Here is a 25836-nt window from a genome sequence, read left to right on the forward strand (position 1 = left end):
AGGCCGCTCGTTGGGTTCATAAAGGGAGATGCACGATGAGTATGTGGAAAACCGGAGCGATTGCCGTGGCCTTGCTGCCGCTGGCCCTGTCGCACGCCTTCGCGGAAGAACCGAAGACATCGACGAACGATCCCGCCGCCAAGTACCAGGCGGCCGGATCGCCGCTGGCCAACGTGGAGATGTACCAGGACATCAACCCGAAGGCCCCGCCGATGAGCAAGGCGGAATTCGACAAGGCACGCCAGATCTACTTCGAACGCTGCGCCGGCTGTCACGGCGTGCTGCGCAAGGGCGCCACCGGCAAGCCGTTGACGCCGGACAAGACCCTGGCCGCCGGCACCGACTACCTGAAGGTCTTCATCAAGTACGGCTCTCCCGCCGGCATGCCCAACTGGGGCACCTCCGGTGAATTCGACGATGACACTGTCAACCTGATGGCCCGCTACGTCCAGCAGACGCCTCCGCAGCCGCCGGAATACGGCCTGAAGGAAATGAAGGCGACCTGGAAAGTCATCATTCCGCCCGAGCAGCGGCCGAAGAAGAAGATGAACAGCTACAACATCGAGAACATCTTCTCGACCACCCTGCGCGACGCGGGTGAGATTGCGCTCATCGATGGTGACACCAAGAAGATCATCAACGTCATCAAGACCGGCTACGCGGTGCATATCTCCCGCGTCTCCGCCTCCGGCCGCTACCTGTTCGTGATCGGCCGCGACGCCAAGATCAACATGATCGACCTGTGGATGGAGAAACCCGACAACGTCGCCGAGATCCGCACCGGCCTGGAAGCCCGTTCGGTCGAGACCTCCAAGTTCAAGGGCTACGAAGACAAGCTGGCCATCGCCGGCTCCTACTGGCCGCCCCAGTACGTGATCATGAACGGCGACACCCTCGAGCCGCTGAAGATCATGGCCACCCGCGGCATGACCGTCGGCGATCAGGAATACCACCCCGAGCCGCGCGTCGCCTCCATCGTGGCGTCCCACTTCAAGCCCGAGTTCCTGGTCAACGTGAAGGAAACCGGCAAGACCCTGCTGGTCAACTACACCGACCTCAATGCCGTCTCCACCAAGGAGATTCCGGTCGCCAAGTATCTGCATGACGGCGGCCTGGACAGCAGCAAGCGCTACTTCATGGTGGCCGCCAACCAGTCCAACAAGATTGGCGCGATTGACATGAAGGACGGCAAGCTGGCCGGCCTCATCGACGTGGGCAAGATCCCGCACCCGGGCCGCGGCGCCAACTTCATCCATCCGAAGTACGGCCCGGTGTGGTCTACCGGCCACCTGGGCGACGACAGCATCGCGCTGATCGGTACCGACCCGGCCAAGCACCCGCAATACGCCTGGAAGATGGTCGAGTCACTGAAGGGCCCGGGCGGAGGCGCGCTGTTCATCAAGAGCCATCCGAAGTCCAAGCACCTGTACTCCGACGCACCGCTGAACCCGGATCCGAAGATCTCCCAGTCCATCGTGGTGTATGACGTCAACAACCTGGCCGCCGGCTACAAGACCCTGCCGATCGGCGAATGGGCCGGCCTGAAGGACGACGGCGCCAAGCGCGTGGTGCAGCCCGAGTACAACAAGGCGGGCGACGAGGTGTGGTTCTCGGTGTGGAGCGCCAAGAACAAGGAATCGGCAATCGTCGTCGTGGATGACAAGACCCTGCAGCTGAAGACCGTCATCAAGGATCCGCGCATCATCACGCCGACCGGCCACTTCAACCTCTACAACACGCAGCACGACATCTACTAAGCATCCTGCCCCACCGCCCCCGGAGCGTCCGAGGGGCGGTGCCTTCGCCAAGGAGACAAGAAATGAAGAAACGCTTCCTGCTGCTCGCCCTGATGACTACCGCCGCCAGCGGCAGCGTCTTCGCCGACCCGGCTGCGTCGGCCCAGAAGGCCGGCTGCCTGGCCTGCCATTCGATGGACAAGAAGCTGGTAGGCCCGGCCTTCAAGGACGTCGCCGCCAAGTACAAGGGCCAGGGCGACGCCATCGCCAAGCTGACCGACAAGGTTCGCAAGGGCGGTTCCGGCAACTGGGGCCAGATCCCGATGCCGCCCAACCCGGCCGAAAAGATCAGCGACGCCGAACTGAAGGACGTGCTCGGCTGGGTCCTGAAGGGCTGAGCAGGCTCGTAACCAGGGGATGGGGTGACTTGAGGGGGCGCATTCATGCGCCCCCTCAATCATTTCCTTCCTGCCCCGGATCCTCGCCCAGCCACGCCAGACGCCCATGGCAGGCTTCGTCGAGGCGGGCCACCAGTTGCGCCGCCGCATCCACGGGCAGGCTGAAGGCGAATTCGACCTGTTCTCCGTGGCTCACACCGAGCAGCACCGCCCCGACGCCCTCCAGCGCCCGCCGTACCTGCCCTTCCTGCGCATAGGGCACCGTACAACGCAGGGACGTGCTGCGCACGATGGCCACCTTTTCAGCCACCAGCAGCGCCTGCGCCACGCTGTCCGTATAGGCCCGCACCAGGCCGCCAGCCCCCAGCTTCACGCCGCCGTAGTAGCGCACCACCGTCGCCAGCACGCCTTCCAGATCCTGGTGGCGCAACACGTCGAGCATCGGCCGCCCGGCGGTGCCGCTCGGCTCCCCGTCGTCCACCGCCGCCGACTGTCCGCCGGCCAGCAAGGCCCAGCACACGTGGGCGGCGCCCGGATGTTCCGCCTTCAGCGCCGCCACCACGCGTTGGGCCTCGGCGCGGTCGGCCATCGGCTGCACGCAGCCGAGGAAGCGGCTCTTCTTGATCAGCAGTTCACTGTGGGCGGGCGCGGCGAGGGTCTGGGGCATCGGACGACAACAAGGGCAGGCACGGGAACGAGGGCGCAAGGATAAGGCCAAGCCCGACCGGGCGCACGGCGGCCCGGCCTTCTTGATGCCCATCAATGACCCTGCCGGCGGGTCAACCTACTGTGAGGGCGTCGTCAAAAGGAGTTCTGCGATGGACCGCTCGTTGTTGATCCACGTGGCCGTGCTGCTCGGCCTGACCGCCCTGGCGGTGAGCGCCGCCCCCGCCGCCGAGCCGGCACCGACGCCGGAGCGCCAGCAGACGCTGGTACACATGGTCCGTCAGGACTGCGGCTCCTGCCACGGCATGCGCCTGGCTGGCGGCCTCGGTCCGGCCCTGCTGCCGGAACGGCTCGCCGAACTGCCCGATGATGCCCTGGTTGCCACCATCCTGAACGGCCGCCCCGGCACCGCGATGCCCGGCTGGAACCGCTTCATGGACGAAGCGGAAGCCAGCTGGATCGTCGCCCGCCTGAAGGAAGGCTTCCCGAGCCTGCAATGACCATGCGCATCCTCTCCTCCCTCAGCACCCTCGCAGCCGCCCTCGCCCTCACCGCCTGCGCCAGCGCACCCACCGAGCTGCGCGGTACCGGCGACCTCGGGGTGGTCATCGAACGCGCCGCCGGCCGCGTGCAGATCGTCGAACACAGCCACGACAGCAGCCTTGGCAGCGTGGACGGCCTCGGCGACCTGTCCCACGCCCACGTGGTCTTCTCCCGCGACGGCCGTTACGCCTACGTGTTCGGCCGCGACGGCGGGCTGACCAAGGTGGATCTGTTGACCCGCCGGATCGCCAAACGCATCATCCAGGCCGGCAATTCCATCGGCGGTTCGATATCACAGGACGGTCGCCTGATCGTCGCCCAGAACTACGAGCCGGGCGGCATCAAGGCCTTCGACTCCGACACGCTGGAACTGCTCGCCGAGGTGCCCGCCGAATACGCGCCGGGCAAGTTCTCCCGCGTCGTCGGGCTGGCCGACGTGCCGGGCCAGCGCTTCGCCTACGCGCTGTTCGACGCGGGCGAGATCTGGGTCAGCGACTTCAACGACCCGCGCAAGCCGGTCACCACCCGCTACCCGGCCGGCAAGCAGCCCTACGACGGACTGGTCACCCCGGACGGCCGCTACTTCCTGGCCGGCCTGTTCGGCGAGGACGGCATCTCCCTGCTCGACCTGTGGCACCCGGAAGCCGGCAGCCGCAAGATCCTGTCCGGCTACGGCCGCGGCGAGGAGAAGCTGCCGGTCTTCAAGATGCCCCACCTGCGCGGCTGGTCGCTGGCCGCCGGGCAGGCCTGGCTGCCGGCCGTCGGCCGCCACGAGGTGCTGGTCGCCGACGCCCGCAGCTGGCAGGAGACGGCGCGCGTCCCGGTCAAGGGCCAGCCGGTGTTCGTGATGGCCCGCCCCGACGGCCGCCAGGTATGGGTGAACTTCGCCTTCCCCGACAACGAGTGGGTGCAGGTCATCGACACCGTCGAAAAACGCGTGATCCACACCTTCAGCCCCGGCAAGGCGGTGCTGCACCTGGAATTCACGCCGCGCGGCGAGGAGGTCTGGCTGTCCTCGCGGGACAGCAACCGGGTCACGGTGGTGGACACCGCCAGCTTCGCGGTGCGCAAGGAGCTGCCGGCCGACGCCCCGTCGGGCATCTTCTTCACGTCCCGCGCGCAGCGCATCGGCTTTTGACCCGGAGCCTGGCCATGATCGCCGCCGACCCGCGTGACTTCCAGCTCCTCAACGACTTCCAGCGTGGCTTTCCACTCGCCCCGGAACCCTGGGCGGCGGTCGGCGCGCAGGTCGGCTGCAGCGCCGACGAAGCCATGGCGCGCCTGGCCTGCCTGCGCAACGCCGGCAAGATCAGCCGGGTCGGTGCAGTGTTCGCGCCGCGCCGCCTCGGCGCCAGCACCCTCGCCGCGATGGCCGTGCCCACCGACGCGCTGCCCCGCGTGGCGCGCATCGTCAGCGCCTTTGCCGGCGTCAATCACAACTACCGGCGCGAGCACCGCTACAACCTGTGGTTCGTCGCCAGCGCCCACGACGAAGCCGCGCTGGCCGACCTGCTGGTCGAGATGGGCGCCTCCACCGGCTGCCCACCGATCGCGCTGCCACTGCTCGAAGAATTCCACATCGACCTGGGCTTCGACCTGGCCAACGGCCGGCGCACCCGCCACGCCGCAGCGGCCAGCCCGCGCCAGCCGCTGGGCGATGCCGACTGGCGCCTGGTGGACGCCCTGCACGACGGCCTGCCATGGGTCGCCCGCCCCTTCCGCGCCCTCGGCCACGCCGCCGGCCTTGGCGAAGACGCCGTGCTCGACACACTGGAACACTGGCTTGCCGACGGTACGCTGCGCCGCTTCGGCGTCGTCGTGCGGCACCGGGAACTGGGCTGGCAGGCTAATGCGATGTGCGTTTGGGCGGTACCGGAAGCGCAAGTCAGCGCCCTCGGCCACGCCCTCGCCGGCCAGGACGGGGTGAGCCTGTGCTACCGTCGGCGCACCGCCCCCGACTGGCCCTACAACCTGTTCTGCATGATCCACGGTCAATCCCGCCCTGCCGTCGAGGCGCGCCGCGCCGAGCTGGCCGACGCCGTCGGCCTGGCCGCCTTCCCGCACGCGGTGCTGTTCTCCACCGACTGCTACAAGCAATGCGGCGCCCGCTACCAAGCGCCGCAAGGCCTCGCCGCCGCATGAACGCCCCCTCCCGTCGCCCGGCGCCGGCCGTCCTCGACGAACTCGACCGGCGCATCATCAACGCGCTGCAGGGCGGCTTCCCGATCGGCGACGAACCCTACCGGGAGGTCGCCGGACAACTCGGCACCACCGAGGCCGACCTCCTCGCCCGCCTGCAGCGCCTGCTCGACCAACGTGTGCTGACCCGCTTCGGGCCGATGTTCCAGATCGAGCGCCTCGGCGGGCGCTTCGTGCTGGCCGCACTGGCGGTGCCGGAAGAACGCTTCGACGAGGTGGCGGCGGCGGTCAATGCACTGCCCGAGGTGGCCCACAACTACCGCCGCGAGCACCGCCTCAACATGTGGTTCGTGCTCGCCACCGAGACGCCGGACGGCATCGCCGCCGCGACGGCACGCATCGAGGCCGCCACCGGCCTGCCGGTGTTCGCCTTTCCCAAACGGCGGGAGTTCTTCGTGGACATGAGGCTGAAGGCATGAGCAACGCCCCGCCCCCGGACGATTTCGAGCGCCGCCTGATCATCGCAACCCAGGCCGGCCTGCCGCTGGTACCGCGCCCCTACGATGCGCTGGCCGAACAGCTCGGCGTCGATGCGGAACGGGTCAAGGCGCAGCTCGCCGCCATGTTGCAGGGCGGCCGCATCCGCCGCATCGGCGCGGTGCCCAATCACTACGCCCTCGGCTACACCGCCAACGGCATGTCGGTATGGGACGTGGACGACGCCCGCATCGGCGAACTCGGCGAAGCGGTCGGCCGGCTGGACTTCGTGACCCACTGCTACGAACGCCCGCGGGCCCTGCCCGACTGGCCCTACAACCTGTTCGCGATGGTGCACGGACGCGACCGCGACACCGTGCTGGCCCACGTGGAGGAGATCGCCACGCTGCTCGGCGCCGCCTGCCGCGCCCGCGACGTACTGTTCTCCACCGCCATCCTCAAGAAGACCGGCCTGCGCATCGGCGGCGACGGCTGAGCCTGTCGACCACGCGTGGCGTACCTTCAAGCCCGTCAGCCAGGCATGCCTTCCGGCCAACCAGGCCGGCATCTCCTGAAGCCGGCCCCGGCGCTGGCTTGCTCTCGAACCGACCCTTGCAGCTGACGCACCGCCAAGCCGGCTCAGGGCTGACGCACTTTCGCACCGACCCGCGCGAGCATCGTTCCGCAGGGGCTGCTCCCCTTGCCAATTTCGCCAATCTCGACCAACGGCAGCAGGGCCAGCGGCGGCAGCACCAGACCGAGGCCCACGCTGGCCGCAATGCGCCCGCCCAGCGGCAGCGGCTCCGGCGCCACCGACGGCGCGGCGAAGCTGCCCTCCACCTTCAGCGGCCCGCGCAGGGCCAGCAGACTGCCGTCCTTGCCGGCGGCGCGCAGGCGCAGGTCGAGGGCCTCGTCGCGCAGGCTGATCGTTCCCTCGCCGCGGATCAGCATGCGCTGGCTGTCCATCAGCAGGTTCTGGGTCTTCAGCACGCCGGCCTGGGCGCGGAAGTCGCCGATCACGCAGTGGATGTCCTCCCGCTGGCCACCGGCCAGCCAGGCCATCAGCCCGTTGGCCACGTCCAGGTTGGCGAGGCGGACCAGCAGCAGGCTGGTGCTGCCACCATCCATCACGAAGGCCGCCTCCCCGTCGGCGCTGCCCAGCAGCTCGGCCACCGACACGCCGCGCATGGCAAGCTTGGCCCGCCCGCCGAGCAGGCCGGTGGTGAGCTTGCGGGTGTCCTCGGCGGGCATCAGGTCGCGCAGGCGCAGACGCGACGCCTGCACGTCGAGGTGGGCCGACGGCACGGCCTGGCGCGTGTCGAGCTCAAGCAAACCTTCCACGCGGCCATGGGCCAGCCCCAGCTTAAGGGGTGACAGGCTGACCAGGCGATCGTCGATGCGCAGCCGGCCCGCCGCCGTGTCGAGGGGCAGGCCGCTGCTGCGGATCTCGTCGGCGACGAATTCCACGTCCACGTTTGCCGCAGCAATCTTCTCCAGGCCCAGCGGCCGCGACGGCAGGACCTTGCCCGGCCGCGGCGCGACAACCTGCCCGGATTCGCGGCGGGCGCCGATGAAGCCGGACAGGTCGGCCAGGTCCAGGCGGCGGAAACGCAGCGTACCGGCGATGCGCTGGCGCGACGCGCTGCGGTCGATGCTCAGCGTACCGGCCATGTCGGTGCGCCCGACCCGCCCGTCGATGTCGCGGAACGTCCATAGCTTATCCTGATGGAACAGGCGCGCCGCCAGCCGGAACGGCGGTGTGGCCGGCAGCGGCACCCCGGTCGGGGAGTACAGCTCCGCCAGGCTGCGCCCGGACAGGCTGAAATCCACATCCAGCCCAGCCAGCGCCAGCAGGTTGGTGACGCGGCCGTTGAGCGTGAAGCGGGTTTCCCCCATGCTGCCCTTCGCCTCGACCGGGTAAGGCTGGTCAGCGCGCTCCAGGTCCAGCAGGCTGCCGGCCTGCCCCTCGGCCTGCACGGCCTGACCGCGCCAGTGGCCGGCAAGGCCGAAACGCACGCGGCGGGCCACTACGTCGGAGGCAATGCTCATCTGCAGGTCGGTCTGCAGCGACGGCAGCATCGCCGACACCTCGCCGTCGCGGATCAACAGCGTGCCGACGCGGAGCCTCGGCGCAACCGGCGTGGCATCGGCATGAGCGCCCAGCCGCCAGTTGCCCTGCCCGTGGGCATCCTCTTCCAGTTGCAGGCGCGGCCCGTCGATCTCCAGCCGCGGCAGCACCAGCTCGCCGCGCAGCAGGCGGATGAGGTCCACGCTCACCGTCAGCTCCCGCACCGTCAGCATCTGCGGCGCCTTGCCCCAGCTCGCGTTGTCCAGCTGCACGTTGCCGGCCGACACCGACGGCGTCAGGCTCCACAGTTCCACGTCCAGCGGTCCGGCGATGCGGAAACCGCGCTGCAGGCGGGCCGACACCATCTCGCCAATGGGCCCGCGCAACATGTTCCAGTCGAACAGGACCATCCCCAACAGCGCCGCTGCCAGCACGGCCAGCCCCCACCGGCGGCGGCGTCGGCGCGGTGGCGGCAGATCGTCACGTTCGGTTTCCGTCATTTGCATTTCCCTCGTCCCGTCCCACCCGGCCGCGCGGCAGCCCGACAGGAACCGTCACGCCGCCGGTACTGTCCGACATGCACGCGCACGATGGCAGGAAAGCCCGCCCCGCACCTCCTCCAGCCGGCTGTAGAAATCATGCCCAATCCCCTTTCCAGCGGAAAACCCCGTTTCGCCGACCTGCGCGCGCACATGCGGGCACTGCGCTACTGGCCCTTCGCACTGCTGCTGGCCGGCTGCACCATCGTGCTGACGCTGCTGGCGACCAGCCGCGACCACTCCCGCCTGGGCCTCGAAGCCGTCCACACCGTACAGGAGAACCGCGCCCGACTGGACCGCCTGGACCTGTTGCTGCTGACCATGGTGGATGCGGAAAGCAGTGTGCGCGGCTACATACTGACCCACAACAACGACTACCTGGAACCCTACCGGGACAGCGAAACCCGCGTCGACCATCTTCTGGCCGCGATGGAAGACGACTTTCCAGCCGACAGCGCCGACCGCGACGAGTTCGAGGTACTCAAAAAACTGGTCACCCTCAAGCGCCAGCACCTCGCCCAGGCCGTCGCCTCCGGCGACATCGAGGACACGGGAAGCCCCGAGCAGGCCGGCCCCGGCAAGGCCTTCATGGACCAGATCCGCCTGTCGATCGCCACGCTGCACGAGCGCCGCGCGGTCAGCAACGCACAGCTGACCCGCGACTCCCTGCAGCGCCTGCAACACATGCAGACGGCCGTCACGGCCCTCGCCGTCGGCGCCCTCGGGCTGCTCATCATGCTGTTCGGCGTCCAGCAGCAACAAGCCCGCCTGCGCGCCCGCATCGCCCGGCTGCTGGCCGACGAAAACAGCATGCTCGAATCGACGGTCAGCCAGCGCACGCGGGAGCTGAGCGACCTGGCCAGCTACCTCACCAATGCCCGCGAAGCGGAGCGCGGCCGGTTGGCGCGGGAACTGCACGACGAGCTGGGCGCCCTCCTCACCGCCGCCCGCATGGATGCGGCATGGCTGCTGCGCAGCCTCGGCCCGACCGCCGGGCAGGACATCCGCGACCGTTTCAAGCGCCTCATCGACACCATCGGCTCCGGCATCACCCTCAAGCGGCGCCTCATCGACGACCTCCGCCCGCCACTGCTGCAGGGCCTCGGCCTGGTGGAGGCGTTGCGCGCCCTCGCCGACGACTTCAGCCGCGAAGTCCCGGTGGAACGCCTGCTGCCCGACACCGATCCCGACCCGACCGAGGACCAGGCCCTGGCGGTGTTCCGCATCGCCCAGGAAGCCTTCACCAACATCCGCAAGTACGCCCATGCCGCCCACGTGGAACTCGGCCTCGACGTGGCGGACGGCGAGCTGCAGCTGTGGATCCGCGATGACGGCGTCGGCTTCGACGCCGACTCGCCGATGCTCAACCGCCATGGCCTGGCCGGCATGCAGCACCGGGTGCAGATGTTCGGCGGCCGCCTGACGGTGACGGCGGCACCGGGCAAGGGCTGCACGATCGAGGCCTGCATGCCGCTGCAGCCCCGCCCGGCCTGACACGGCGGCGTGCCGCAGTCGCACCCCGTCAGGCCACCATCAGGCCGTGCTGCAGCGCGTAGGCCGCCAGCTCGGCGTTGCTGGCCAGGGCCAGTTTTTCGAGCAGGCGCGAGCGATAGGTGCTGACCGTCTTGACGCTCAGGTTCAGCGCCTCGGCGATGCCCGATACCGATTCACCGCGGGCCAGCCGCAGGAAGACCTGCAGCTCCCGCTCCGACAGGCTCTCGTGGGCCGGCGCGGAGGACTCCCCGGCCAGGTCGTCGGCCAACAGTTCGGCGGTGCGACCCGAAATGTAGCGCCGCCCCCGTGCCACCGTCTGGATGGCCTTCAGCAACTCGTCCCGTTCGCAGTCCTTGCACAGGTAGCCGTTGGCCCCGTGGCGGAGCATCGGCAGCGCGTAGCGCTCCTCCGGAAAACCGCTGAGCACCAGCACCTTCAGGTCGGCGTGGCGCTGGCGCACCACGCGCAGCACATCGACACCGCTCTTGCCGGGCAGGGACAGGTCGAGCAGCAGCACATCGCACTCCTGCTCGCGCAGCTTCTCCAGCGCCTCCTCGCCGGAGGCCGCCTCGAAGGCAATGTGGACGCCCAGTTCGTCCACCAGCATTTCCCGGAAGCCGGCACGCACAATGCTGTGATCATCGACGATGGCCAAGCGGAGCATGGTGTCCTTTCAGCATATTCAACAGTTTCCATTGTAGTCAGCCCGCACCCACGGCACAGCCCATGGACTCCGACATGCGTGCCAGCGCAGTCCTACACGGCCTTCCGCCCTTGTCGGACAGCCCGCTGCGCAACCGCCGCATAAAGTGGAAACCGTGGAAGCGCGGCAGTCCCGGCCGCCTCCCGGACATACCCACTCGATATGCAAGGAGAACCGCCATGTACAGCAAGCCCTTCGCCCGACTGCTCGTCGCCACGACCCTGAGCCTGGCCGCCGCCGGCCTCGCCCAGGCCGCCGAACCCCAACCGGTCGCCCACGAGACGGACAAGTCCTCTACGGCCCAGTTCATCGACGACGCGTCTATCACCGCCAACGTCAAGGCCCGCCACGCCGAGGACAAGACCGTGCGGATCACCGCGATCGGCGTCGAGACCCACAACGGCGTGGTCCAGCTGTCCGGCTTCACGCCATCGGCCAAGGAGAAGATGCGCGCCGAGGAAATCGCCCGGAGCACCCAGGGCGTGAAGGACGTCAGGAACGACATCATCATCCAGCGTTAAACGCGGCGGCCGGCCAGCCCGGCCGCTTGCCGTCCCCGTCCCCGTCCCATTCTTCCTGGAGACGACCATGATCCACGCCACTTTCCCCCGCCTCGAACGCGGCCATGCCTGGGCTCCGCCCGGCGAATGGGACTGGACAGTACACGCCTGCCTGCTCGGCAGCCTGCTACTGTGCGGCGGCATGTTGTTCGGCAGCAGCCGTCATATGCCCGCCACGAACCCACCGGAGCCCTGCGTGCGTGACATCGGCGCGGTGTACCGCATGCTCGGTCCATCGGCCTGGAGCGTGCTGCAGGAATGCCGCTCACCTGGGGCCCTTTACTGAGCCGCCATCATGGCCAGCGCCCACAGACCCGTGCGGGTCGTGCTGATCGAGGATTCGCTCGCCCTGCGCGACCTGCTCGCCGAGATGCTGGCGGACGCCGGCGGCGTCGAGATCATCGGCTCCGCCGACAATGAGCCGGCGGCCATCGACCTCCTGCGCCAACTCCACCCCGATCTGGCCATCATCGACCTGGAGCTGCGCGGCGGCACCGGCCTGAAGGTGCTCGCCGCGCTGCAGGGCATGCCGGCCTGCGCGGACGTGCCTCGCGCCGTGGTGTTCTCCAACCATACCCACCCCCTCGTCCGCGAACGCTGCCGCATGCTCGGCGCACAGGCCTTCTTCGACAAATCCTTCCAACTCGACGAACTGCTCGCCTACGTGCACGCCGCCGCCGACGAGCCCGGCTCCCATCCTGGCTGATCGACGCATTCCCCCTTACTCCCCCTTACTCCCCTGTGGGGGCAAGTTCACTCGCCCCCACAGGGTCCTTGTTCATAGTCGCCACCTTCGGCGCCCTGTGCCGCTCGGGGCTGACCCACGGCACGCTCCTGGCTGCCCCCAAAAAAGCGCCGGCGACTCTTCGAGCGCCGGCGTCCTTATTTGGGGGCCTTCCACAACCTGGAGCGATCAGGCCGCCCCAGGCTGGAAGCGTCACGGCTTGATGACGATGTCGTTGATCACGCCCTTCACGCTCGGCGTACCACGCGCGAGCTCTTCGGCCCGGCCCCGCTCGACGGCGGTTTTGGCGAAGCCGGACAGCTGTACGACACCCTTCAGGGTTTCCACCCCGATAGCCATGCCGCTCACCTTCGGATCCTCGGCGAACTTGGCCTTGACGCGGGTGGTGATCGTTGCGTCGTCCAGGTATTCACCCACGGTGGATTGTTCACGGGTCACCGCGCAACCCACAGCGGTAATACCCAGCAGGCCGGACAGTACAAGCGTGGCGATGGTGTGCTTCATTGCTGCCTCCTTGGAATGTGGCATCGCGGAGCGCCGGGAGACGAATGTACCCGGCACGCGATGCCGGTCAGGGTGACTTGAATATAGGGCCTGGCGTAGCAATGCCCTGTCCGACGCAGCCGATAGCGATGTAGGAGGAGTCCTGCCTGTACGGCGGCCGCCAGTGGCCCCGGAGACTCAGGAGAACGCCGGAGGGCGACCTTCGAGGCGCTTCACCAGCGTGAATACCGCCTGATGGGTCGGCACCTGGATGCCTTGTGCCGCCGCCATGGCCAGTAACGTGCCGGTGATCGCGTCGATCTCGGTGCGCCGGCCGGCCAGCACGTCCTGCAGCATGCTGGCCCGGTTGCCGGCGGTGGCCGTCGCCACGGCGTGGACCCGCGCGCGTGCAGCCGCCGGGTCAAATTGCAGGCCGACAGCGCGCAGCACCGGCCAGGCTTCGTCCACCAGCGCGTCGAGCAGCACCCTGTGCGGCGCCTCCAGCAGCGCGCCGTTGGGCACCCGGAACAGGGCTGCCAACGGGTTGATGGCCACATTCACCAGCAGCTTGGCGAGGCGCGCAGCGGCGATGTCCGGCTCGATGCGGGCGCTGAAGCCGGCTGCCGCCAGGGCCGCCGCAACTGCCTCGAAGCCCGGCGGCAGCAGGGTTTCCCCCGCGCCGGACGGCACCACGCGCTCACCGTCGCGGAAGGCACCCTCGGTAGTGATGCCCTGGTCGGCCGGGATGGCACCGCAGCCCGCGGCCAGCATTTCACCAATCAGTCCGTTCTGCAGGGACAGCACGCCCCGCGGTGCCATCGCCCGCGCCGTACGGGCCGCGTCCGCCGTGTCGGCGGCCTTGACGAGCACCAGCACCCAGTCGGCGGCGGGCGCGTCCTCCGGTGCAAAGACGTCCGGCACGTAACGCTGTGCGCCGATCTCCACGCCGGCCCGCAACACGGCCGCCCGCTGCTCGTTGCGCGCAACGACGGCGACCGGCCCCTGCGCCGCCAGGCGGGCCGCGAAATGCAGGCCCAGCGCGCCGGCACCGATGATCGCAAGGGGAAAACGGAATGTGCCCATGCCGCTCAGTGCCCGGACGACGGGTCGAGGCTGGGCACCGTCGGCGGCGGCGCTGCCGGCGTGTCGGCAGGCGGCGCGGGCGGTGTGCTGTCCGGCGACGGCTCCGGCAAGGCCGGCACGGGCAGCGGCTCATCGGGCGGCGGCACCGCTGGCACCGGCGGCGGGGCCTCCGGCTCGACCGGCTTGATGCGGTGCGGCGGTGCCTCGGGCGCTGGCTCGGGCCGCTTGAACAGGCCCTGCCACCAGTCGCGCAGCCCCGTCGACAGCCACTCCCAGGCCCGCGCCAGCAGGCCCGGCTGGGCCTTCGACTCGAAGCGCTCCTTCGGGTCGATGAGGCGGCTGCGCAGCGCGTAGCCGAAGGTATCGCCGACTATCGGCAGCGCGCTGTGGGCGCCCTGCCCCCAGTAGTCGCTGCGCAGGGTCACCCGATTGTCGTTGAAGCCGACCCAGGCACCGGCCACCAGTTGCGGGTGCATCAGGATGAACCAGCCGTCGGTGTTGTCCTGGGTGGTGCCGGTCTTGCCGGCCACGTCGGCGCGGATGCCGAACTGGTTGCGGATGCCGACGCCGGTGCCGCGGTTCACCACGCCGCGCATCACGTCGATCAAGGTGTAGGCGGTGGCCGGCGGCAGCACCTCCTGCGGCGTGGCCGGGGCGAACTCCTCCAGCACCTTGCCTTCGCTGTTCTCGACGCGGGTCACCAGCATCGGCTCGATGAAGCTGCCGCCGTTGGCGATGCTGCCGTAGGCCGTGACCATCTCCTTCAGCGTCACCGGGCTCGTGCCGAGGGCCAGCGACGGCACCTCTTCCAGCGGGCTCTGGCGCACGCCCATCGCCCTGGCGAGCTTGGCCACACGGGCCGGGCCGACCTTCTGCATGAGCTGGGCGGTGATGGTGTTCTTCGAATAGGCCAGACCGTCGCGCAGGCTCATGGCCCGCCCGCTCGGTGCCCCATCGTCGCTGGGCCGCCACACCTCGCCGCCGGGCAGCGGGATCTCGACCTCCTGGTCGACAATGGTGTCGTCCGGGCTCATGCCCTTGTCGAAGGCCGCGCCATACACGAAGGGCTTGAAGGTCGAGCCGGGCTGGCGGCGCGCCTGGGCCACGTGGTCGAAGGGGTCCTGCACGAAGTCGCGGCTGCCGACCCAGGCACGCACCTGACCGTCCCGCGGGTCGAGGGCCATGAAGCCGACCTGCACGCGGGTCTTGTCCCGGCGCAGGGCGTCCATGAAGGCGCGGTCGGCGCGCAGGCGCTTTAGGGCATCCTCCGGCGCCTGGCCGGCGGCCAGCGCGCTGCGGTATTCCTTCGACTCCTTGATGAAGGCGTCCACCAGCTCCGGGCTGCCGGTCCAGCCGCGCCGACCGCTCCAGGCCTGATCGGCCAGCACCTGCAACTGGCGGCCGCGACGCTGCACAGCCTGGTTGGCCTGGGCCTGCAGGCGGGAATCAATGGTGGTGCGCACCACCAGGCCGTCGGCGTAGACGTTGTAATCGTTGCGGTCGGCCCAGGCGATCAACCACTTGCGCAACTGCTGGGCGAGGTGCGGTGCGGCGCCGGGCGCCTCCAGCTGGCGCTCGAAGTCGAGGCGCAGGGGCTTCTTCTGCAGGGCGGCCAGGCGGTTCTCGTCGAGCTTGCCGTGCTTGACCATCTGCGCCAGCACGGTGTTGCGGCGGGTCGCTGCGCGCTCCGGGTTGATCACTGGGTTGTAGTAACTGTTGCCCTTCAGCATGCCGACCAGCGTCGCACTCTCGAGCACATCGAGGCTCTTGGCCGACTTGTCGAAGTAGGTCCGCGCCGCCATCTCGATGCCCCACGCGTTGTAAAGGAAGGGCACGGTGTTGAGATAGGTCTCGAGGATCTCGTCCTTGGAGTACAAGGCCTCGATCTTCAGCGCAGTGATCGCCTCCTTCAGCTTGCGGGTCAGCGTCGGCGCACGGCCGATGTCGTCAGGAAACAGGTTGCGGGCGAGCTGCTGAGTCAGCGTCGAGCCGCCCTGCTTGTCACCGGAGAAGGTGCGCAGCGCCGCACCGCCGAGACGGTAGAAGTCGATGCCGTGGTGTTCGTAGAAACGGTGGTCCTCGGTGGATATGAGGGCCGCGGTAACCTGCGGTGAGATGTCAGCCAGCCCCACCCACTGGCGGTTGGCCCACTTGAACACTGCCAACTCCTTGCCGTCCGCCGACAGCACCCGCGCCGGCTGCTCCACCTTGGCCTTGCGGATGTCGCTGATGCCCGGCGTGAAGGGGATCAGGATCAGCGCGTAGGCCAGCAGCAGCGCCGGCGGTGCAGCCACCGCCAGCAGCACGCCACGACGGGTGGGATGGCGCAGACGTTCGACGAGGGGACGGACACGGGCGACGGCCTGCGTCAGCAAGGCGGAAAGAGCGGGTAGAGGCATCAGGGGCGAATCACGGACTGTGCTCGGGTGGAACGCGTTTTAACACAGATCGGGCACCCCTTCGCCGCCCATGTGTGGCGGAAATGAGGCGCCGCCGAATTCACTGCCATCCCATGCTGCTGGCTGCCCATGGCGCGTTCACACGCCAGCAGGCGCACTGCCCACCGCATTGCAGCACACGTTTTGTTGCAAAACCCATCTTGAGTCCGGCTCCTTGCGTCCTTATTTTGCGAAATGCACGGTACCGTCGGTTGACGATGCCCTCGGGCGCCACGCTGCGCCCCCGCGAACCCGGAACGACAGGAAGGAAACCTCGATGTCCCGAAAAACCCTGATCGGCCTGATGATGCTTGCCGCCACCACCTTCATGAGTGGCACCGTCCTAGCCGCTGAACCCAGCCTGCACCAGGTTTACCAGGCCGCCGAAGCCGGCAAGCTGGACGACGCCCAGTCGATGATGCGCGAAGTCCTGCAGGCTCACCCCAACAGCGGCAAGGCCCACTACGTGGAGGCCGAGCTGCTCGCCAAGCAAGGCCAGCTGCACAAAGCCGAGAGCGAACTGCAGACCGCCGAGAAGCTGGCCCCCGGCCTGCCCTTCGCCAAACCCCAGGCGGTGCAGGAGCTGAAAGGCATCCTCGGCGGCAGCCACAAGACGATGGGAGGTGGCGCCAGCGCCGCCCCGTTTCAGCCGGCCGCGCCCGCCGTCGCCCACTCCTCCGTCCCGTGGGGGCTGCTGCTGACCGGTGTCGGTTTGATCGCCTTCATCGTCTTCGTGGCCCGCTTCATGGCACGCCGCAACGCGGAGCCCGCCATGGGCGGCGCGGCCTACGGTGGCGGCTTGCAGCCCTATGGCGCAAGTGGCGCCCCCTATGGCGGCGGCGGCGGAGGCTATGCCGGCGGCTACGGCGGCGCCCCGGCACCCAGCCAGCCCGGCCTCGGCTCGCGGGTCATGGGCGGCCTCGCCACCGGCGCGGCGGTCGGTGCAGGCATGGTGGCCGGCGAGGCGCTGATGCACCACTTCCTCGACAAGGACGGCAAGCCCGTGTCGCGCGACCCCGCCGTGTCGCCGGACAACAGCAACCTGGGCAATCTGGACCTGGGCACGCCGGAGGTGGACCGCAACGACATGGGCGGCACCGACTTCGGGGTCTCCGACAACTCGTCGTGGGACGACAGCTCGGGCGACGACAGCGACTGGAACTGAGCCCCCGTGGGGAGGCAAGGAAACCTGGGGCGGCCCGACGTTGCCATGAGAGGCATGCGGCCCGCTTATGACGCGATCTGCCATTTCAATGAAAAAACGGCCACATTCGTGTCAACGTCAGTCACCCAGGCGCGTTTGAACAGGCAGGCACCGCGTTTCGACGGTGCCACAAAAGATCAACCGTTCAAGGAGAACTTCCATGATCAACAAGCTCGTCGCTCTTGCTATCGCCGCTGCCTTCTCTTCCGTCGCCCTGGCTGAAGCCCCCGCCGCTGCCCCGGCTGCCGACGCTGCCGCCGCCGCTCCGGCTGCTGCCCCGGCTCCCGCCAAGAAGGCCCCGGCCAAGAAGAAGCACAAGAAGGCTGCTGCGAAGAAGGCTGAAGCTGCTGCCCCGGCTGCCGCTCCCGCCGAAGCTGCCAAGTAAGACAGCTTGTACCGCGGGTTTTGCGGGAGATCCTCCCGGCAAGACCCGCTGGAAGAACAAAGGCCCGTCCATTCGACGGGCCTTTGTTTTTTTGTGCTGCCTGCGGCCACCCACGGGTAGCCGCGATCGGCGGGCCATGGCCCGCCGGCCAGCCAGTCTTACAGGTTGGCTTCGATGAAGGCAGCCAGCTGGGACTTGGACAGCGCGCCGACCTTGGTCGCCACGACCTGGCCTTCCTTGAACAGCATCAGCGTCGGGATGCCGCGCACACCGTACTGGCTGGGGACTTGCTGGTTCTCATCGATGTTGATCTTGGCGATGTCCAGGCGGTCGGCGAAGGTCACGGCCGCATCATCCAGTGCCGGGGCGATCATCTTGCAGGGGCCGCACCACTCGGCCCAGTAATCGACCAGAACCGGCTTTGCCGACTGCAGGACATCGGCTTCGAAGGAAGAATCGGTAACGTGCTTGATTGCGTCGCTCATGCTGTACTCCGTTGAAGAGGGGGAACCGGTGTCTTGAACCGGAAGGCCCCCAGTCTATTGTTCGTGTTTTATCGATTCAACAGGCAAAACCCGAATTGATCATTCAAAATACTGAACAATGAACAAGCTGCAGGCCATGGAAGTCTTCGTCCGCGTCGTCGAAAGCGGCGGTATCACCCGTGCCGCCGACAGCCTGCGCCTGCCCAAGGCGACAGCGACGACGCTGATCCAGAAGCTGGAAGCGACCCTCGGCGTCAAACTGCTCAACCGCACGACGCGCCAGATCAGCGTGACACCGGACGGTGCGGCCTATTACGAACGCTGCGTGGCAATCCTCGCCGCCGTGCACGAGACCGAGGAATCCCTGGCCCAGCGTCACGCCACGCCGAGCGGGCAGCTGCGCGTCAACGTGCCGACGCTGATCGCGCGCTCGGTGATCGTGCCGGCGCTGCCCGGCTTCTTCGAGCGCTATCCGGAGATCGAGCTTGAGCTGGGCTGCAGCGAACGCCGCGCCGACCTGATCGAGGAAGGCATCGACTGCGCGCTGTGGACCGGCGAACTGGAAGACTCCAGCCTCGTCGCCCGTCGCATCGGCGAACTCTACTTCGCCACCTGCGCGGCGCCGTCCTACCTGGCCAGGCACGGCACGCCACGCCATCCGGACGACCTGACGCAGCACCGCTGCATCAACCACTTCCTGCCGCGCACCGGCAAGATCATCGACTGGGTCTTCGCCAAGGGCAGCCAGCGCATCCAGGTGTCCCTTGATGGCCATATCGCCCTCGACGACGAGAACAGCTACGTGGCGGCCGCCGAGGCAGGCCTCGGGATCGCGCAGATCCCGGCCTTCGTACTGAAGGACGCGATGGAGCGCGGCAACCTGGAGCTGGTGATGGCCGACTGGTTTCCCGAGCCGGTGCCGCTCAACCTGGTCTATCCGCAGAACCGCCACCTGTCGGGCAAGATTCGTGTCTTCGTGGACTGGATCGCCGAACTCTTCGGCGAGCACGACGGCATCCAGCTGCGCTCCACGCTGCGCCGGCCCTGAAACGGCGGGGAACGCGGCGGGCCGGCCTTCCCTCCGTCAGTCTTGCAGCCTCAACACCGCCGCACCCTGCAGCTCGCCGCGGCGCAGGCGCGCCAGCGCCGTATTGGCCTCTTCCAGCGGAAACACCGTCACCGCCGTCTTCACCGGAATGCGCGGCGCCAGTTCGAGGAATTCGAGGCCGTCCTGGCGGGTCAGGTTGGCCACCGAGCGGATGAGCCGCTCGCCCCACAGGTCGGCATACGGAAAGCCGGGGATATCGCTCATGTGGATGCCGGCGCAGACCAGCCGCCCGCCTTTCTCCAGATGACGCAGCGCCGCCGGCACCAGTGGCCCGGCCGGCGCAAAGATCAGCGCCGAATCCAGCGGCTCGGGCGGCATCTGGCTCGCGTCGCCGACCCAGCTCGCGCCGAGCTGGCGCGCGAAAGCCTGGCTGTCCACATCACCGGGGCGGGTGAAGGCGTAGAAGCGGTGCCCCTGGTGGCGGACCACCTGGGCGATGATGTGGGCCGCCGCGCCGAAGCCGTAGATGCCGACCCGCTCGGTGTCGCCGGCCAGGCGCAGCGCCCGGTAACCGATCAGCCCGGCGCACAGCAGCGGCGCCAGATCGGTGGCTGCCGGCAACACCGCCGTGTCGGCCAGCGGGAAGCAGTAGCGGGCATCGGCCACGGTGTAGTCGGCGTAGCCACCGTCGATCTGGTAGCCGGTGAAGCGCGCCGCGTCGCACAGGTTCTCGCGGCCGCTGGTGCAGTAGCGGCAGGTGCCGCAGGTCCACCCCAACCACGGCACGCCGACCCTTTGGCCCGCCTGGAAGCCCGCCACGCCGTCGCCGGTCAGCACCACGCGGCCGACGATCTCGTGGCCCGGCACGATGGGCAGGCGCGGCTCGGGCAATTCGCCGTCGATCAGGTGCAGATCGGTGCGGCACACGCCGCAGGCTTCCACGCGGATCAGGATCTGCCCTGGGCCGGGACGCGGCACCGGACGGCGCTCCAGACTCAGCGCCTCACCGGGACGGTGCAGGACCATGGCGCGCATGGTGGCGGGAAGGAATTCGGTCATCGCGATGGCCTCCAGATCATGAAGGGATAAGACGGACAAGGACGGAGCGAGCACGCCGCTCATGGCAGTTGCCGCAGCGCCAGCCAGCGGCGGAGCGCGTACTTCCGGACCTCCTCCACCACCAGCATGCCGGCAGCCCACGGCAGCAGATCCAGCCACACCGGCCAGGGCAGCGGCGCAGTGCCGAACAGCGCGTTGCCCCATGGCGTGCAGGCAATCAACGCCAGCAGGCCGGCCTCCAGCGCCACGCCCCACAGGATCAGCGGATTGCCGCCGAGCCCGGTGGCCCACACCGAGCGCACCGCGCTGCGGCACAGGAAGACGTTGACGATCTGCAGCAGCACGATGGTCGCCAGGCTGGCGGTGGTGGCCTGGCGGTACAGCAGACTGCCGGCCGGCAGCTCGACGCCATAAGTCCACCCGCCGCCATGCAGCACCTGGAAGAACACCGCGAGCAGCGCCGCGGCCTCGAACAGGCCAAGGAACAGGTAGGCGCGCAGCGCCACGGCCAGGCTCAACAGGCGTTCCTTGCGGGAGCGTGGCGGATGCTGCATCAGAAAGGGATCGCCGCGCTCGACGCCGAGGCCCAGCGCGGTCAGCGAGTCGGTGCCCATGTCCACCGCCAGCGCCTGCACCGGCGTCAGCGGCAGCGGGATGCGGAACAGCGCAAAGGCCAGCGTCGGCACCAGCTCGGCCACGTTGTGCACCAGCACGTAGGTGAGGAACTTGCGGATGTTCTGGAACACCGCGCGGCCTTCCTCGATGGCATTCACGATGCTCGCGAAGTGGTCGTCGAGCAGCACCATGTCGGCGGCCTCCTTGGCCACGTCGGTGCCGCTGCGCCCCATCGCGATGCCAATGTGGGCAGCGCGCAGGGCCGGCGCGTCATTGACGCCGTCGCCGGTCACCGCCACCACCTGGCCCTTGGCCTTCAGGGCCTCGACGATGCGCAGCTTCTGGTCGGCGGCGACGCGGGCGAACAGGATCTCCGGCGCGTCAAGGGCCAGCTGCAGCTGGGCCCGGTGCAGGCGGCGCAGCTCGGCGCCGGTGACCACCCGCGGGGCCTCGCCGCGCACCAGGCCGATGCGCCGCGCGATGGCGAGGCCGGTGGAAGGATGGTCGCCGGTCACCATGATCACCTTGATGCCCGCCGCGTGGCAGGTGGCGATGGCGCTGTCCACGTCGGTCCGCGGCGGATCGGCGATGCCGGCCAGGCCGGCAAATATGAGCTGGCTCTCCATCTCGTCCCGCGGGCAATCCGCCGGCGGCCGGCGGAAGGCCAGCGCGATGACCCGCAGGCCTTCGCCGGCAAGGGCCTCCTGGGCACGCTGGATGGCGGCGCGGCCAGCCTCGTCGAGGGGCGACCCGCCGTCCGCCCCGTGGATCTCCGAGCACAGAGGCAACACGCTTTCCAGCGCCCCCTTGCACACCAGCAGGCGGCCGTCCGGCGCATCGAACAGTACCGCCTGGCGCATGCGCTCCGAATCGAAGGGCCATTCGTCGCTGCGCAGCGATGCGGCGGGCTGGGGCGCGTGGCGCTCGGCGAGCTCGGCCAGCGCGATCTCCAGCGGGTCGCCGCTGAAGACCGGCACGCCGGCGCCGCGGCTTTCACCCAGATCGTTGCACCAGCGCGCAACACGGAAGAACAGCGCGTGCCCAGCCACCTGGCCCGGTGTCAGTGCATCCAGCGGGATGATCTGCCCGCCGAGGTACAGACGCTCGACACGCATGCGGTTCTCGGTGAGCGTGCCCGTCTTGTCCGTGCAGATCACCGTCACCGAGCCCAGCGTCTCCACCGACGGCAGATGGCGGATCAGCACGTTGCGCCGCGCCAGGCGCTGGGCGGCCAGCACCAGCGCCAGGGTCAGCGTCGGCAGCAGGCCCTCCGGCACCAGCGCGATGATGATGCCGAGGGACAGGATGGTGTCGCGCCAGAAGGGCACGCCGGTGATGCGTCCGACTATAAAGAAGCCGGTGCCCATGGCCAGCGCCAGCAGCGCGATGCCGCGGCTGAGACGGGCGATCTCCCGGCGCAGTGGCGAATCTTCGCCGACGCCCGACTGGGTCAGGTGGGCGATGCGCCCGAACTCGGTGTGCCCGCCGGTCGCGTAGACCACCGCCCGCCCCTGCCCGGCCACTACCGAGGTGCCGGCCAGCAGGATGTTGCGCGCGTCGAAGGCCTGCTCCTCGGTGGACGGCCCGGGCTCGCAGCTGCGCGGGCGCGACTCGCCGGTCACCGTCGCGCGGTTGAGGCGCAGGCCGAAGGCTTCGATGAGGCGGCAGTCGGCCGGCACGTTATCCCCCTGGGCGAGGGCGATCACATCGCCGGGCACCAGGCTTTCGGCCGGCTCGCGGACGAGCTGCCCGCCGCGCAGCACATCGACCTGCTGCGGCAGCAGACCCTGCAGCGCCGCCAGCGTGCGCTCGACGCGCAGTTCCTGCCAGAAGGAGAACAGCCCCGACACCAGGATCACCAGCACCACCGCCCAGCCGACGCGGGCCATGCCCTGGCTCGGGTCGAACCAGTCGGCCAGGAAGGCCAGCCCGGCGGCGACCCACAGGATGATCGAGAACAGGTGCGTGAATTCCTTCAGCAGGCGCAACCAGGCCGGCTCCGTCGCCAGCGGCTCGACCCGGTTCGGACCGTACTCGGCCAGCCGCAGCGCCGCCTCGGCCGCGTCCAGCCCCTGCGCCGAACTGCGCACACTGGCGAGGGCATCGGAAACGGACAGTTGATGGATTTTCATCGCAGGCGCACCGGACGGGAGCGGACCAGCGCCTACTTTACGACTAGCCGCACGCGGCCGATACGACCTGCGTCAACACCGCAAAGCCTCGTGTACGACATATTCCCGGGTCGCGTGAATTTCCGATAAATACGAAGGAAATGCTAAAGGTGACAGTTTCACTGCCGAAAAAGCGCCGGGCAGTGAGCTTGCGGCAGGTAATCCAGCCGCAGATTCCTGTAGGGGACAGGAATTCGCCACGCAGCGACAGGCACGCCGACAACATAGAAAGAACAACACGATGCTTGCACGAATGAGTCTGCGTCAGAAACTGCTGACGCTCGGGGCGGTGGCCATCGTGGCCCTGATCATCGCGGTCCTGACCGGCCTGGCAGGTATCCGCGAAGGCGTGAGCGGCGTCAAGGAGCTCGGCCGCCAGCGCCTGCCGGCGGTGATCGCCATCCAGGGCCTGCGGGAGGTCCAGGTCGCCCTCAAGTCGAGCACCTACGAAGTCGCGCTGTGGGAAAGCGATCCCGACGCCCAGGACCAGTTCGAAGCCATCGCCCGCGACAAGCAGACCCTGTGGGCCAACGTCGAAGGCGTCTGGAAGCGCTACGAGGCGATTCCCCGCTCAGCCGAGGAAGAAGCCCTGTGGCAGGCCTTCGTGAAGGAATGGACGGCCTGGAAGAAGGTGGACCAGGACATCATCGAGCTGATCCGCACCCTTGCCGCCAATCACGACGCGGCACGCCAGAAGGAACTCTTCCAGAAGTACTACCTGCTCGGCGGCGCCCAGCGCAAACCCTATCTGGCCGCCGAAAAAAACCTGATGCAGCTGGTGGACATCAATGCCCGCAATGTCGCCAGCCAGACCGAATCGGCCGAACGGGCCACCGAACTCGCCCAGCAGGGCATGCTCGCGGTCGGCGCAGGAGCGACGCTGGCCGTGTTGGTACTCGGCGCGCTGGTCGCCATCAGCATCCTGCGCCAGATGGGCGGCGAACCGGCCTACGCGGCCGAGATCGCCCGCCGCATCTCGGAGGGGCAACTCGGTGTGGACGTGCAGATCGGCCGCGACGACCGCAGCAGTCTGCTGTTCGCCATCAAGACCATGCGCGACCGGCTGGCCGGCATCCTCCGCGAGATCGAGGAATGCAGCCGCCACATGGGCCAGTCGGCCTACCAGATCTCCAAGATCTCCAACGAAATCTCCGGCGTCAGCCGCCAGCAGGGCAGCCGCTCCGACGAAGTGTCCGGCGCCATGCTGCAGCTGCACCAGATCTCCGCAGAAGTGCGCAGCCAGGCCAGCCAGGCCGCCGAGCGCGCGTCGGTGGTCGAAGCCCTGTCCCGCGACGGACTGGCCAGCGTGCGCCAGAACATCAGCTCGATGCAGCAGACCACGGCGCAGGTCAGCCGCGCCGCCGGCGAGATCCTCGAACTCGAAGAATCCGCCCGCCAGATCCACTCCATCGTCAACACGATCAAGGAAATCGCCGCGCAGACCAACCTGCTGGCCCTCAATGCCGCCATCGAGGCCGCCCGCGCCGGCGAGCAGGGACGCGGCTTCGCCGTCGTCGCCGATGAGGTGCGCAAGCTGGCCGAGCGCACCACCGCGTCGGCCAGCGAAGTCGGCCTGATCATCGACCAGCTGTCCACCAAGGTGCAGCAAGTGTCGGGAACGATGAACGAGGTCGTCCAGCAGGTGGACCTGACCCAGGACGAGGCACACAAGACCAGCGGCTCCATCGAGGGCATGGCCAGCAACGCGGTGGATTCGGCGCAGGCGATCCAGGGCATCGCGTCGTCCAGCCACCAGCAGCTCGACCGCTTCTCGCTGCTCGAATCGACCACCGAGACCCTCTTCTCGACGCTGCGCGAGAGCGCCACCAAGGTGGACACCACGGCGGCCATCGGTGAAGACCTCCGCGACGTAACAAGCCGCCTCACCGACATCATGGCCGGCTTCAGCTTCGCCAGCGGCACCCAGATCCTGCCGGTGGAGAACGAGCAGCGCCGGGCTCCACGCGCACGCCATGGCCTGCTGATCAAGGTCGAACAAAGAGGCGTCCGCCAGGAGGGCGTCTGTGCCGATTTCTCCCTCGGTGGCCTGCGCCTCAGCCTGAGCCAGGCGGTTGACCCGCAGCAGCCGGTGAGCCTCGGCCTCTTCGTACCCGACGACAACCTGGAGCGCTACGCCAGCCAGGCGCCGGTGCGCCTCACCGGACGCATCGTGCGTAGCGGCCGGGATGGTGCGAAGCACGAGTACGGCATCGAATTCACCGGGGTCGGCGAAGCGGAACTCGACACCATCCGCCGCTGTTTCGACTTCTTCAAGAAGAACGCCAGTTTCTGATACCAGCCTGCCCGCGCGGGCAACAACAACGCACACAAGGGAGTGTCATGTTTCTAGACGGATTGCAGCGCAAGCTGCAGACGGGCCTGTGCCTGCTGGGCATTCTTGCCGCCCACGGCGCCGCGGCCGAAATGGTGGTGATCGTCGGCAAGGGCGGCCCCGATGCGATGACCAAGGAGCAGGTCGCCGATGTGTTCCTCGGCAAGGCCGCCAGCCTGCCCGGCGGCGCGGCCGCCGCACCGCAGGACCAGCCCGAGGCGAGCCCGCTGCGCGACGAGTTCTACACCAAGATCACCGGCAAGTCCGCCGCCCAGGCCAAGGCCTACTGGTCCAAGCTGGCCTTCACCGGCAAGGGCACGCCACCGCCCGAGGCGGCCAACAGCGCGGCGGTCAAGAAGGCCGTCGCGGCCGCCCCCGGCGGCATCGGCTATGTCGAGAAAGCCGCCGCCGACGCCACCGTCAAGGTCGTCCTGACCGTCCACTGAGGCCGCGCCGCGTCCTTTA

At 68.6% G+C, this 25836-nt stretch carries 25 protein-coding genes; 16 read left to right on the forward strand and 9 right to left on the reverse strand.

Features of this window, described 5'->3' with window-relative positions; all coding sequences use genetic code 11:
• The first annotated feature begins 35 nt into the window (after positions 1 to 35).
• Both AC1PPK_RS02740 and AC1PPK_RS02745 read left to right on the forward strand, forming a co-directional pair.
• Positions 36 to 1757 (forward strand): cytochrome D1 domain-containing protein, encoded by a 1722-nt coding sequence (locus AC1PPK_RS02740; RefSeq protein WP_481116319.1) that lies wholly within the window; start codon positions 36 to 38, stop codon positions 1755 to 1757.
• A gap of 62 nt (positions 1758 to 1819) precedes the next feature.
• Positions 1820 to 2134 (forward strand): c-type cytochrome, encoded by a 315-nt coding sequence (locus tag AC1PPK_RS02745; RefSeq protein WP_481116320.1) that lies wholly within the window; start codon positions 1820 to 1822, stop codon positions 2132 to 2134.
• Between the two features lie 55 nt (positions 2135 to 2189).
• Here AC1PPK_RS02745 and AC1PPK_RS02750 read toward each other — a convergent pair whose 3' ends face one another.
• Positions 2190 to 2801, reverse strand: a complete 612-nt coding sequence (locus tag AC1PPK_RS02750; protein WP_481116321.1) for an IMPACT family protein — start codon at positions 2799 to 2801, stop codon at positions 2190 to 2192.
• A gap of 151 nt (positions 2802 to 2952) precedes the next feature.
• Here AC1PPK_RS02750 and AC1PPK_RS02755 point away from each other — a divergent pair, with 151 nt between their 5' ends.
• From AC1PPK_RS02755 to ahbB (AC1PPK_RS02775), 5 genes are read left to right on the forward strand one after another with little or no spacing between them, the layout of a single operon-like run.
• Positions 2953 to 3300, forward strand: coding sequence for a c-type cytochrome (locus tag AC1PPK_RS02755; RefSeq protein WP_481116322.1), 348 nt, complete (start codon positions 2953 to 2955; stop codon positions 3298 to 3300).
• A 2-nt stretch (positions 3301 to 3302) separates the two neighbouring features.
• The gene (locus AC1PPK_RS02760) at positions 3303 to 4481 is read left to right on the forward strand and encodes a cytochrome D1 domain-containing protein (RefSeq protein ID WP_481118178.1); all 1179 of its coding nucleotides are present in this window, start codon (positions 3303 to 3305) and stop codon (positions 4479 to 4481) included.
• A gap of 14 nt (positions 4482 to 4495) precedes the next feature.
• Entirely contained in the window at positions 4496 to 5485 is a 990-nt protein-coding gene (gene ahbB, locus AC1PPK_RS02765; protein ID WP_481116323.1) for a siroheme decarboxylase subunit beta, read from the forward strand.
• Positions 5482 to 5961: an Lrp/AsnC family transcriptional regulator gene (locus AC1PPK_RS02770; protein ID WP_481116324.1), complete on the forward strand. Its 480-nt coding sequence runs from the start codon at positions 5482 to 5484 to the stop codon at positions 5959 to 5961. Before ahbB (AC1PPK_RS02765) ends, AC1PPK_RS02770 begins: the two co-directional genes overlap by 4 nt.
• The gene (gene ahbB, locus AC1PPK_RS02775) at positions 5958 to 6455 is read left to right on the forward strand and encodes a siroheme decarboxylase subunit beta (RefSeq protein WP_481116325.1); all 498 of its coding nucleotides are present in this window, start codon (positions 5958 to 5960) and stop codon (positions 6453 to 6455) included. Before AC1PPK_RS02770 ends, ahbB (AC1PPK_RS02775) begins: the two co-directional genes overlap by 4 nt.
• A gap of 143 nt (positions 6456 to 6598) precedes the next feature.
• On the opposite strand, the gene AC1PPK_RS02780 is transcribed toward ahbB (AC1PPK_RS02775), so the two are convergent.
• Positions 6599 to 8527, reverse strand: coding sequence for an AsmA family protein (locus tag AC1PPK_RS02780; RefSeq protein ID WP_481116326.1), 1929 nt, complete (start codon positions 8525 to 8527; stop codon positions 6599 to 6601).
• 138 nt (positions 8528 to 8665) lie between these two features.
• On the opposite strand from AC1PPK_RS02780, the gene AC1PPK_RS02785 reads away from it, so the two are divergent.
• On the forward strand, positions 8666 to 10060 hold the full coding sequence (locus AC1PPK_RS02785) for a CHASE3 domain-containing protein (RefSeq protein ID WP_481116327.1): 1395 nt from the start codon (positions 8666 to 8668) through the stop codon (positions 10058 to 10060).
• A 28-nt stretch (positions 10061 to 10088) separates the two neighbouring features.
• Here the strand turns inward: AC1PPK_RS02785 and AC1PPK_RS02790 are convergent, their stop codons facing one another.
• Positions 10089 to 10724 carry a response regulator gene (locus AC1PPK_RS02790; RefSeq protein WP_481116328.1) on the reverse strand — a complete coding sequence of 212 codons (636 nt, stop codon included), beginning with the start codon at positions 10722 to 10724 and terminating at the stop codon, positions 10089 to 10091.
• 218 nt (positions 10725 to 10942) lie between these two features.
• On the opposite strand from AC1PPK_RS02790, the gene AC1PPK_RS02795 reads away from it, so the two are divergent.
• From AC1PPK_RS02795 to AC1PPK_RS02805, 3 genes are all read left to right on the forward strand, one after another.
• A complete protein-coding gene (locus AC1PPK_RS02795) occupies positions 10943 to 11284 on the forward strand; it encodes a BON domain-containing protein (RefSeq protein WP_481116329.1) in 342 nt (113 codons plus the stop codon).
• A gap of 67 nt (positions 11285 to 11351) precedes the next feature.
• Entirely contained in the window at positions 11352 to 11609 is a 258-nt protein-coding gene (locus AC1PPK_RS02800; protein ID WP_481116330.1) for a hypothetical protein, read from the forward strand.
• A gap of 9 nt (positions 11610 to 11618) precedes the next feature.
• Positions 11619 to 12029, forward strand: coding sequence for a response regulator (locus tag AC1PPK_RS02805; RefSeq protein WP_481116331.1), 411 nt, complete (start codon positions 11619 to 11621; stop codon positions 12027 to 12029).
• Positions 12030 to 12260: 231 nt separating this feature from the next.
• Here AC1PPK_RS02805 and AC1PPK_RS02810 read toward each other — a convergent pair whose 3' ends face one another.
• The 3 genes from AC1PPK_RS02810 to AC1PPK_RS02820 all read right to left on the reverse strand — a co-directional run bounded on the left by AC1PPK_RS02810 (position 12261) and on the right by AC1PPK_RS02820 (position 16033).
• The gene (locus AC1PPK_RS02810) at positions 12261 to 12572 is read right to left on the reverse strand and encodes a BON domain-containing protein (protein ID WP_481116332.1); all 312 of its coding nucleotides are present in this window, start codon (positions 12570 to 12572) and stop codon (positions 12261 to 12263) included.
• 177 nt (positions 12573 to 12749) lie between these two features.
• Complete coding sequence (locus tag AC1PPK_RS02815; protein ID WP_481116333.1) at positions 12750 to 13634, reverse strand: ketopantoate reductase family protein; 885 nt, start codon at positions 13632 to 13634, stop codon at positions 12750 to 12752.
• A 5-nt stretch (positions 13635 to 13639) separates the two neighbouring features.
• Positions 13640 to 16033, reverse strand: coding sequence for a penicillin-binding protein 1A (locus tag AC1PPK_RS02820; RefSeq protein WP_481116334.1), 2394 nt, complete (start codon positions 16031 to 16033; stop codon positions 13640 to 13642).
• 316 nt (positions 16034 to 16349) lie between these two features.
• On the opposite strand from AC1PPK_RS02820, the gene AC1PPK_RS02825 reads away from it, so the two are divergent.
• Together AC1PPK_RS02825 and AC1PPK_RS02830 are read left to right on the forward strand one after the other, a co-directional pair.
• Positions 16350 to 17237 (forward strand): tetratricopeptide repeat protein, encoded by an 888-nt coding sequence (locus AC1PPK_RS02825; protein WP_481116335.1) that lies wholly within the window; start codon positions 16350 to 16352, stop codon positions 17235 to 17237.
• A gap of 199 nt (positions 17238 to 17436) precedes the next feature.
• Entirely contained in the window at positions 17437 to 17661 is a 225-nt protein-coding gene (locus tag AC1PPK_RS02830; RefSeq protein ID WP_481116336.1) for a hypothetical protein, read from the forward strand.
• A gap of 158 nt (positions 17662 to 17819) precedes the next feature.
• Here the strand turns inward: AC1PPK_RS02830 and trxA are convergent, their stop codons facing one another.
• Complete coding sequence (gene trxA, locus AC1PPK_RS02835; protein ID WP_481116337.1) at positions 17820 to 18146, reverse strand: thioredoxin TrxA; 327 nt, start codon at positions 18144 to 18146, stop codon at positions 17820 to 17822.
• A gap of 118 nt (positions 18147 to 18264) precedes the next feature.
• Here trxA and AC1PPK_RS02840 point away from each other — a divergent pair, with 118 nt between their 5' ends.
• On the forward strand, positions 18265 to 19194 hold the full coding sequence (locus AC1PPK_RS02840; RefSeq protein WP_481116338.1) for a LysR family transcriptional regulator: 930 nt from the start codon (positions 18265 to 18267) through the stop codon (positions 19192 to 19194).
• Between the two features lie 36 nt (positions 19195 to 19230).
• Here AC1PPK_RS02840 and AC1PPK_RS02845 read toward each other — a convergent pair whose 3' ends face one another.
• Together AC1PPK_RS02845 and AC1PPK_RS02850 are read right to left on the reverse strand one after the other, a co-directional pair.
• Entirely contained in the window at positions 19231 to 20316 is a 1086-nt protein-coding gene (locus AC1PPK_RS02845; RefSeq protein ID WP_481116339.1) for a zinc-dependent alcohol dehydrogenase family protein, read from the reverse strand.
• Complete coding sequence (locus tag AC1PPK_RS02850; RefSeq protein ID WP_481116340.1) at positions 20313 to 23000, reverse strand: cation-translocating P-type ATPase; 2688 nt, start codon at positions 22998 to 23000, stop codon at positions 20313 to 20315. Before AC1PPK_RS02850 ends, AC1PPK_RS02845 begins: the two co-directional genes overlap by 4 nt.
• Positions 23001 to 23292: 292 nt before the next feature.
• Between AC1PPK_RS02850 and AC1PPK_RS02855 the strand changes: the two genes are divergently transcribed.
• Positions 23293 to 25332, forward strand: coding sequence for a methyl-accepting chemotaxis protein (locus tag AC1PPK_RS02855; RefSeq protein ID WP_481116341.1), 2040 nt, complete (start codon positions 23293 to 23295; stop codon positions 25330 to 25332).
• Between the two features lie 47 nt (positions 25333 to 25379).
• The gene (locus AC1PPK_RS02860) at positions 25380 to 25817 is read left to right on the forward strand and encodes a hypothetical protein (RefSeq protein ID WP_481116342.1); all 438 of its coding nucleotides are present in this window, start codon (positions 25380 to 25382) and stop codon (positions 25815 to 25817) included.
• Positions 25818 to 25836 lie beyond the last annotated feature (19 nt).

It is taken from the genome of Zoogloea sp. JDB1 (assembly GCF_056724025.1).

What these genes read in the sequence shown, in the direction of transcription:
- AC1PPK_RS02740 (WP_481116319.1), top strand. Translation starts at nt 36, where the DNA reads ATGAGTATGTGGAAAACCGGAGCGATTGCCGTGGCCTTGCTGCCGCTG.
- AC1PPK_RS02745 (WP_481116320.1), top strand. Translation starts at nt 1,820, where the DNA reads ATGAAGAAACGCTTCCTGCTGCTCGCCCTGATGACTACCGCCGCCAGC.
- AC1PPK_RS02750 (WP_481116321.1), bottom strand. Translation starts at nt 2,801, where the DNA reads ATGCCCCAGACCCTCGCCGCGCCCGCCCACAGTGAACTGCTGATCAAG.
- AC1PPK_RS02755 (WP_481116322.1), top strand. Translation starts at nt 2,953, where the DNA reads ATGGACCGCTCGTTGTTGATCCACGTGGCCGTGCTGCTCGGCCTGACC.
- AC1PPK_RS02760 (WP_481118178.1), top strand. Translation starts at nt 3,303, where the DNA reads ATGCGCATCCTCTCCTCCCTCAGCACCCTCGCAGCCGCCCTCGCCCTC.
- ahbB (WP_481116323.1), top strand. Translation starts at nt 4,496, where the DNA reads ATGATCGCCGCCGACCCGCGTGACTTCCAGCTCCTCAACGACTTCCAG.
- AC1PPK_RS02770 (WP_481116324.1), top strand. Translation starts at nt 5,482, where the DNA reads ATGAACGCCCCCTCCCGTCGCCCGGCGCCGGCCGTCCTCGACGAACTC.
- ahbB (WP_481116325.1), top strand. Translation starts at nt 5,958, where the DNA reads ATGAGCAACGCCCCGCCCCCGGACGATTTCGAGCGCCGCCTGATCATC.
- AC1PPK_RS02780 (WP_481116326.1), bottom strand. Translation starts at nt 8,527, where the DNA reads ATGACGGAAACCGAACGTGACGATCTGCCGCCACCGCGCCGACGCCGC.
- AC1PPK_RS02785 (WP_481116327.1), top strand. Translation starts at nt 8,666, where the DNA reads ATGCCCAATCCCCTTTCCAGCGGAAAACCCCGTTTCGCCGACCTGCGC.
- AC1PPK_RS02790 (WP_481116328.1), bottom strand. Translation starts at nt 10,724, where the DNA reads ATGCTCCGCTTGGCCATCGTCGATGATCACAGCATTGTGCGTGCCGGC.
- AC1PPK_RS02795 (WP_481116329.1), top strand. Translation starts at nt 10,943, where the DNA reads ATGTACAGCAAGCCCTTCGCCCGACTGCTCGTCGCCACGACCCTGAGC.
- AC1PPK_RS02800 (WP_481116330.1), top strand. Translation starts at nt 11,352, where the DNA reads ATGATCCACGCCACTTTCCCCCGCCTCGAACGCGGCCATGCCTGGGCT.
- AC1PPK_RS02805 (WP_481116331.1), top strand. Translation starts at nt 11,619, where the DNA reads ATGGCCAGCGCCCACAGACCCGTGCGGGTCGTGCTGATCGAGGATTCG.
- AC1PPK_RS02810 (WP_481116332.1), bottom strand. Translation starts at nt 12,572, where the DNA reads ATGAAGCACACCATCGCCACGCTTGTACTGTCCGGCCTGCTGGGTATT.
- AC1PPK_RS02815 (WP_481116333.1), bottom strand. Translation starts at nt 13,634, where the DNA reads ATGGGCACATTCCGTTTTCCCCTTGCGATCATCGGTGCCGGCGCGCTG.
- AC1PPK_RS02820 (WP_481116334.1), bottom strand. Translation starts at nt 16,033, where the DNA reads ATGCCTCTACCCGCTCTTTCCGCCTTGCTGACGCAGGCCGTCGCCCGT.
- AC1PPK_RS02825 (WP_481116335.1), top strand. Translation starts at nt 16,350, where the DNA reads ATGTCCCGAAAAACCCTGATCGGCCTGATGATGCTTGCCGCCACCACC.
- AC1PPK_RS02830 (WP_481116336.1), top strand. Translation starts at nt 17,437, where the DNA reads ATGATCAACAAGCTCGTCGCTCTTGCTATCGCCGCTGCCTTCTCTTCC.
- trxA (WP_481116337.1), bottom strand. Translation starts at nt 18,146, where the DNA reads ATGAGCGACGCAATCAAGCACGTTACCGATTCTTCCTTCGAAGCCGAT.
- AC1PPK_RS02840 (WP_481116338.1), top strand. Translation starts at nt 18,265, where the DNA reads ATGAACAAGCTGCAGGCCATGGAAGTCTTCGTCCGCGTCGTCGAAAGC.
- AC1PPK_RS02845 (WP_481116339.1), bottom strand. Translation starts at nt 20,316, where the DNA reads ATGAGCGGCGTGCTCGCTCCGTCCTTGTCCGTCTTATCCCTTCATGAT.
- AC1PPK_RS02850 (WP_481116340.1), bottom strand. Translation starts at nt 23,000, where the DNA reads ATGAAAATCCATCAACTGTCCGTTTCCGATGCCCTCGCCAGTGTGCGC.
- AC1PPK_RS02855 (WP_481116341.1), top strand. Translation starts at nt 23,293, where the DNA reads ATGAGTCTGCGTCAGAAACTGCTGACGCTCGGGGCGGTGGCCATCGTG.
- AC1PPK_RS02860 (WP_481116342.1), top strand. Translation starts at nt 25,380, where the DNA reads ATGTTTCTAGACGGATTGCAGCGCAAGCTGCAGACGGGCCTGTGCCTG.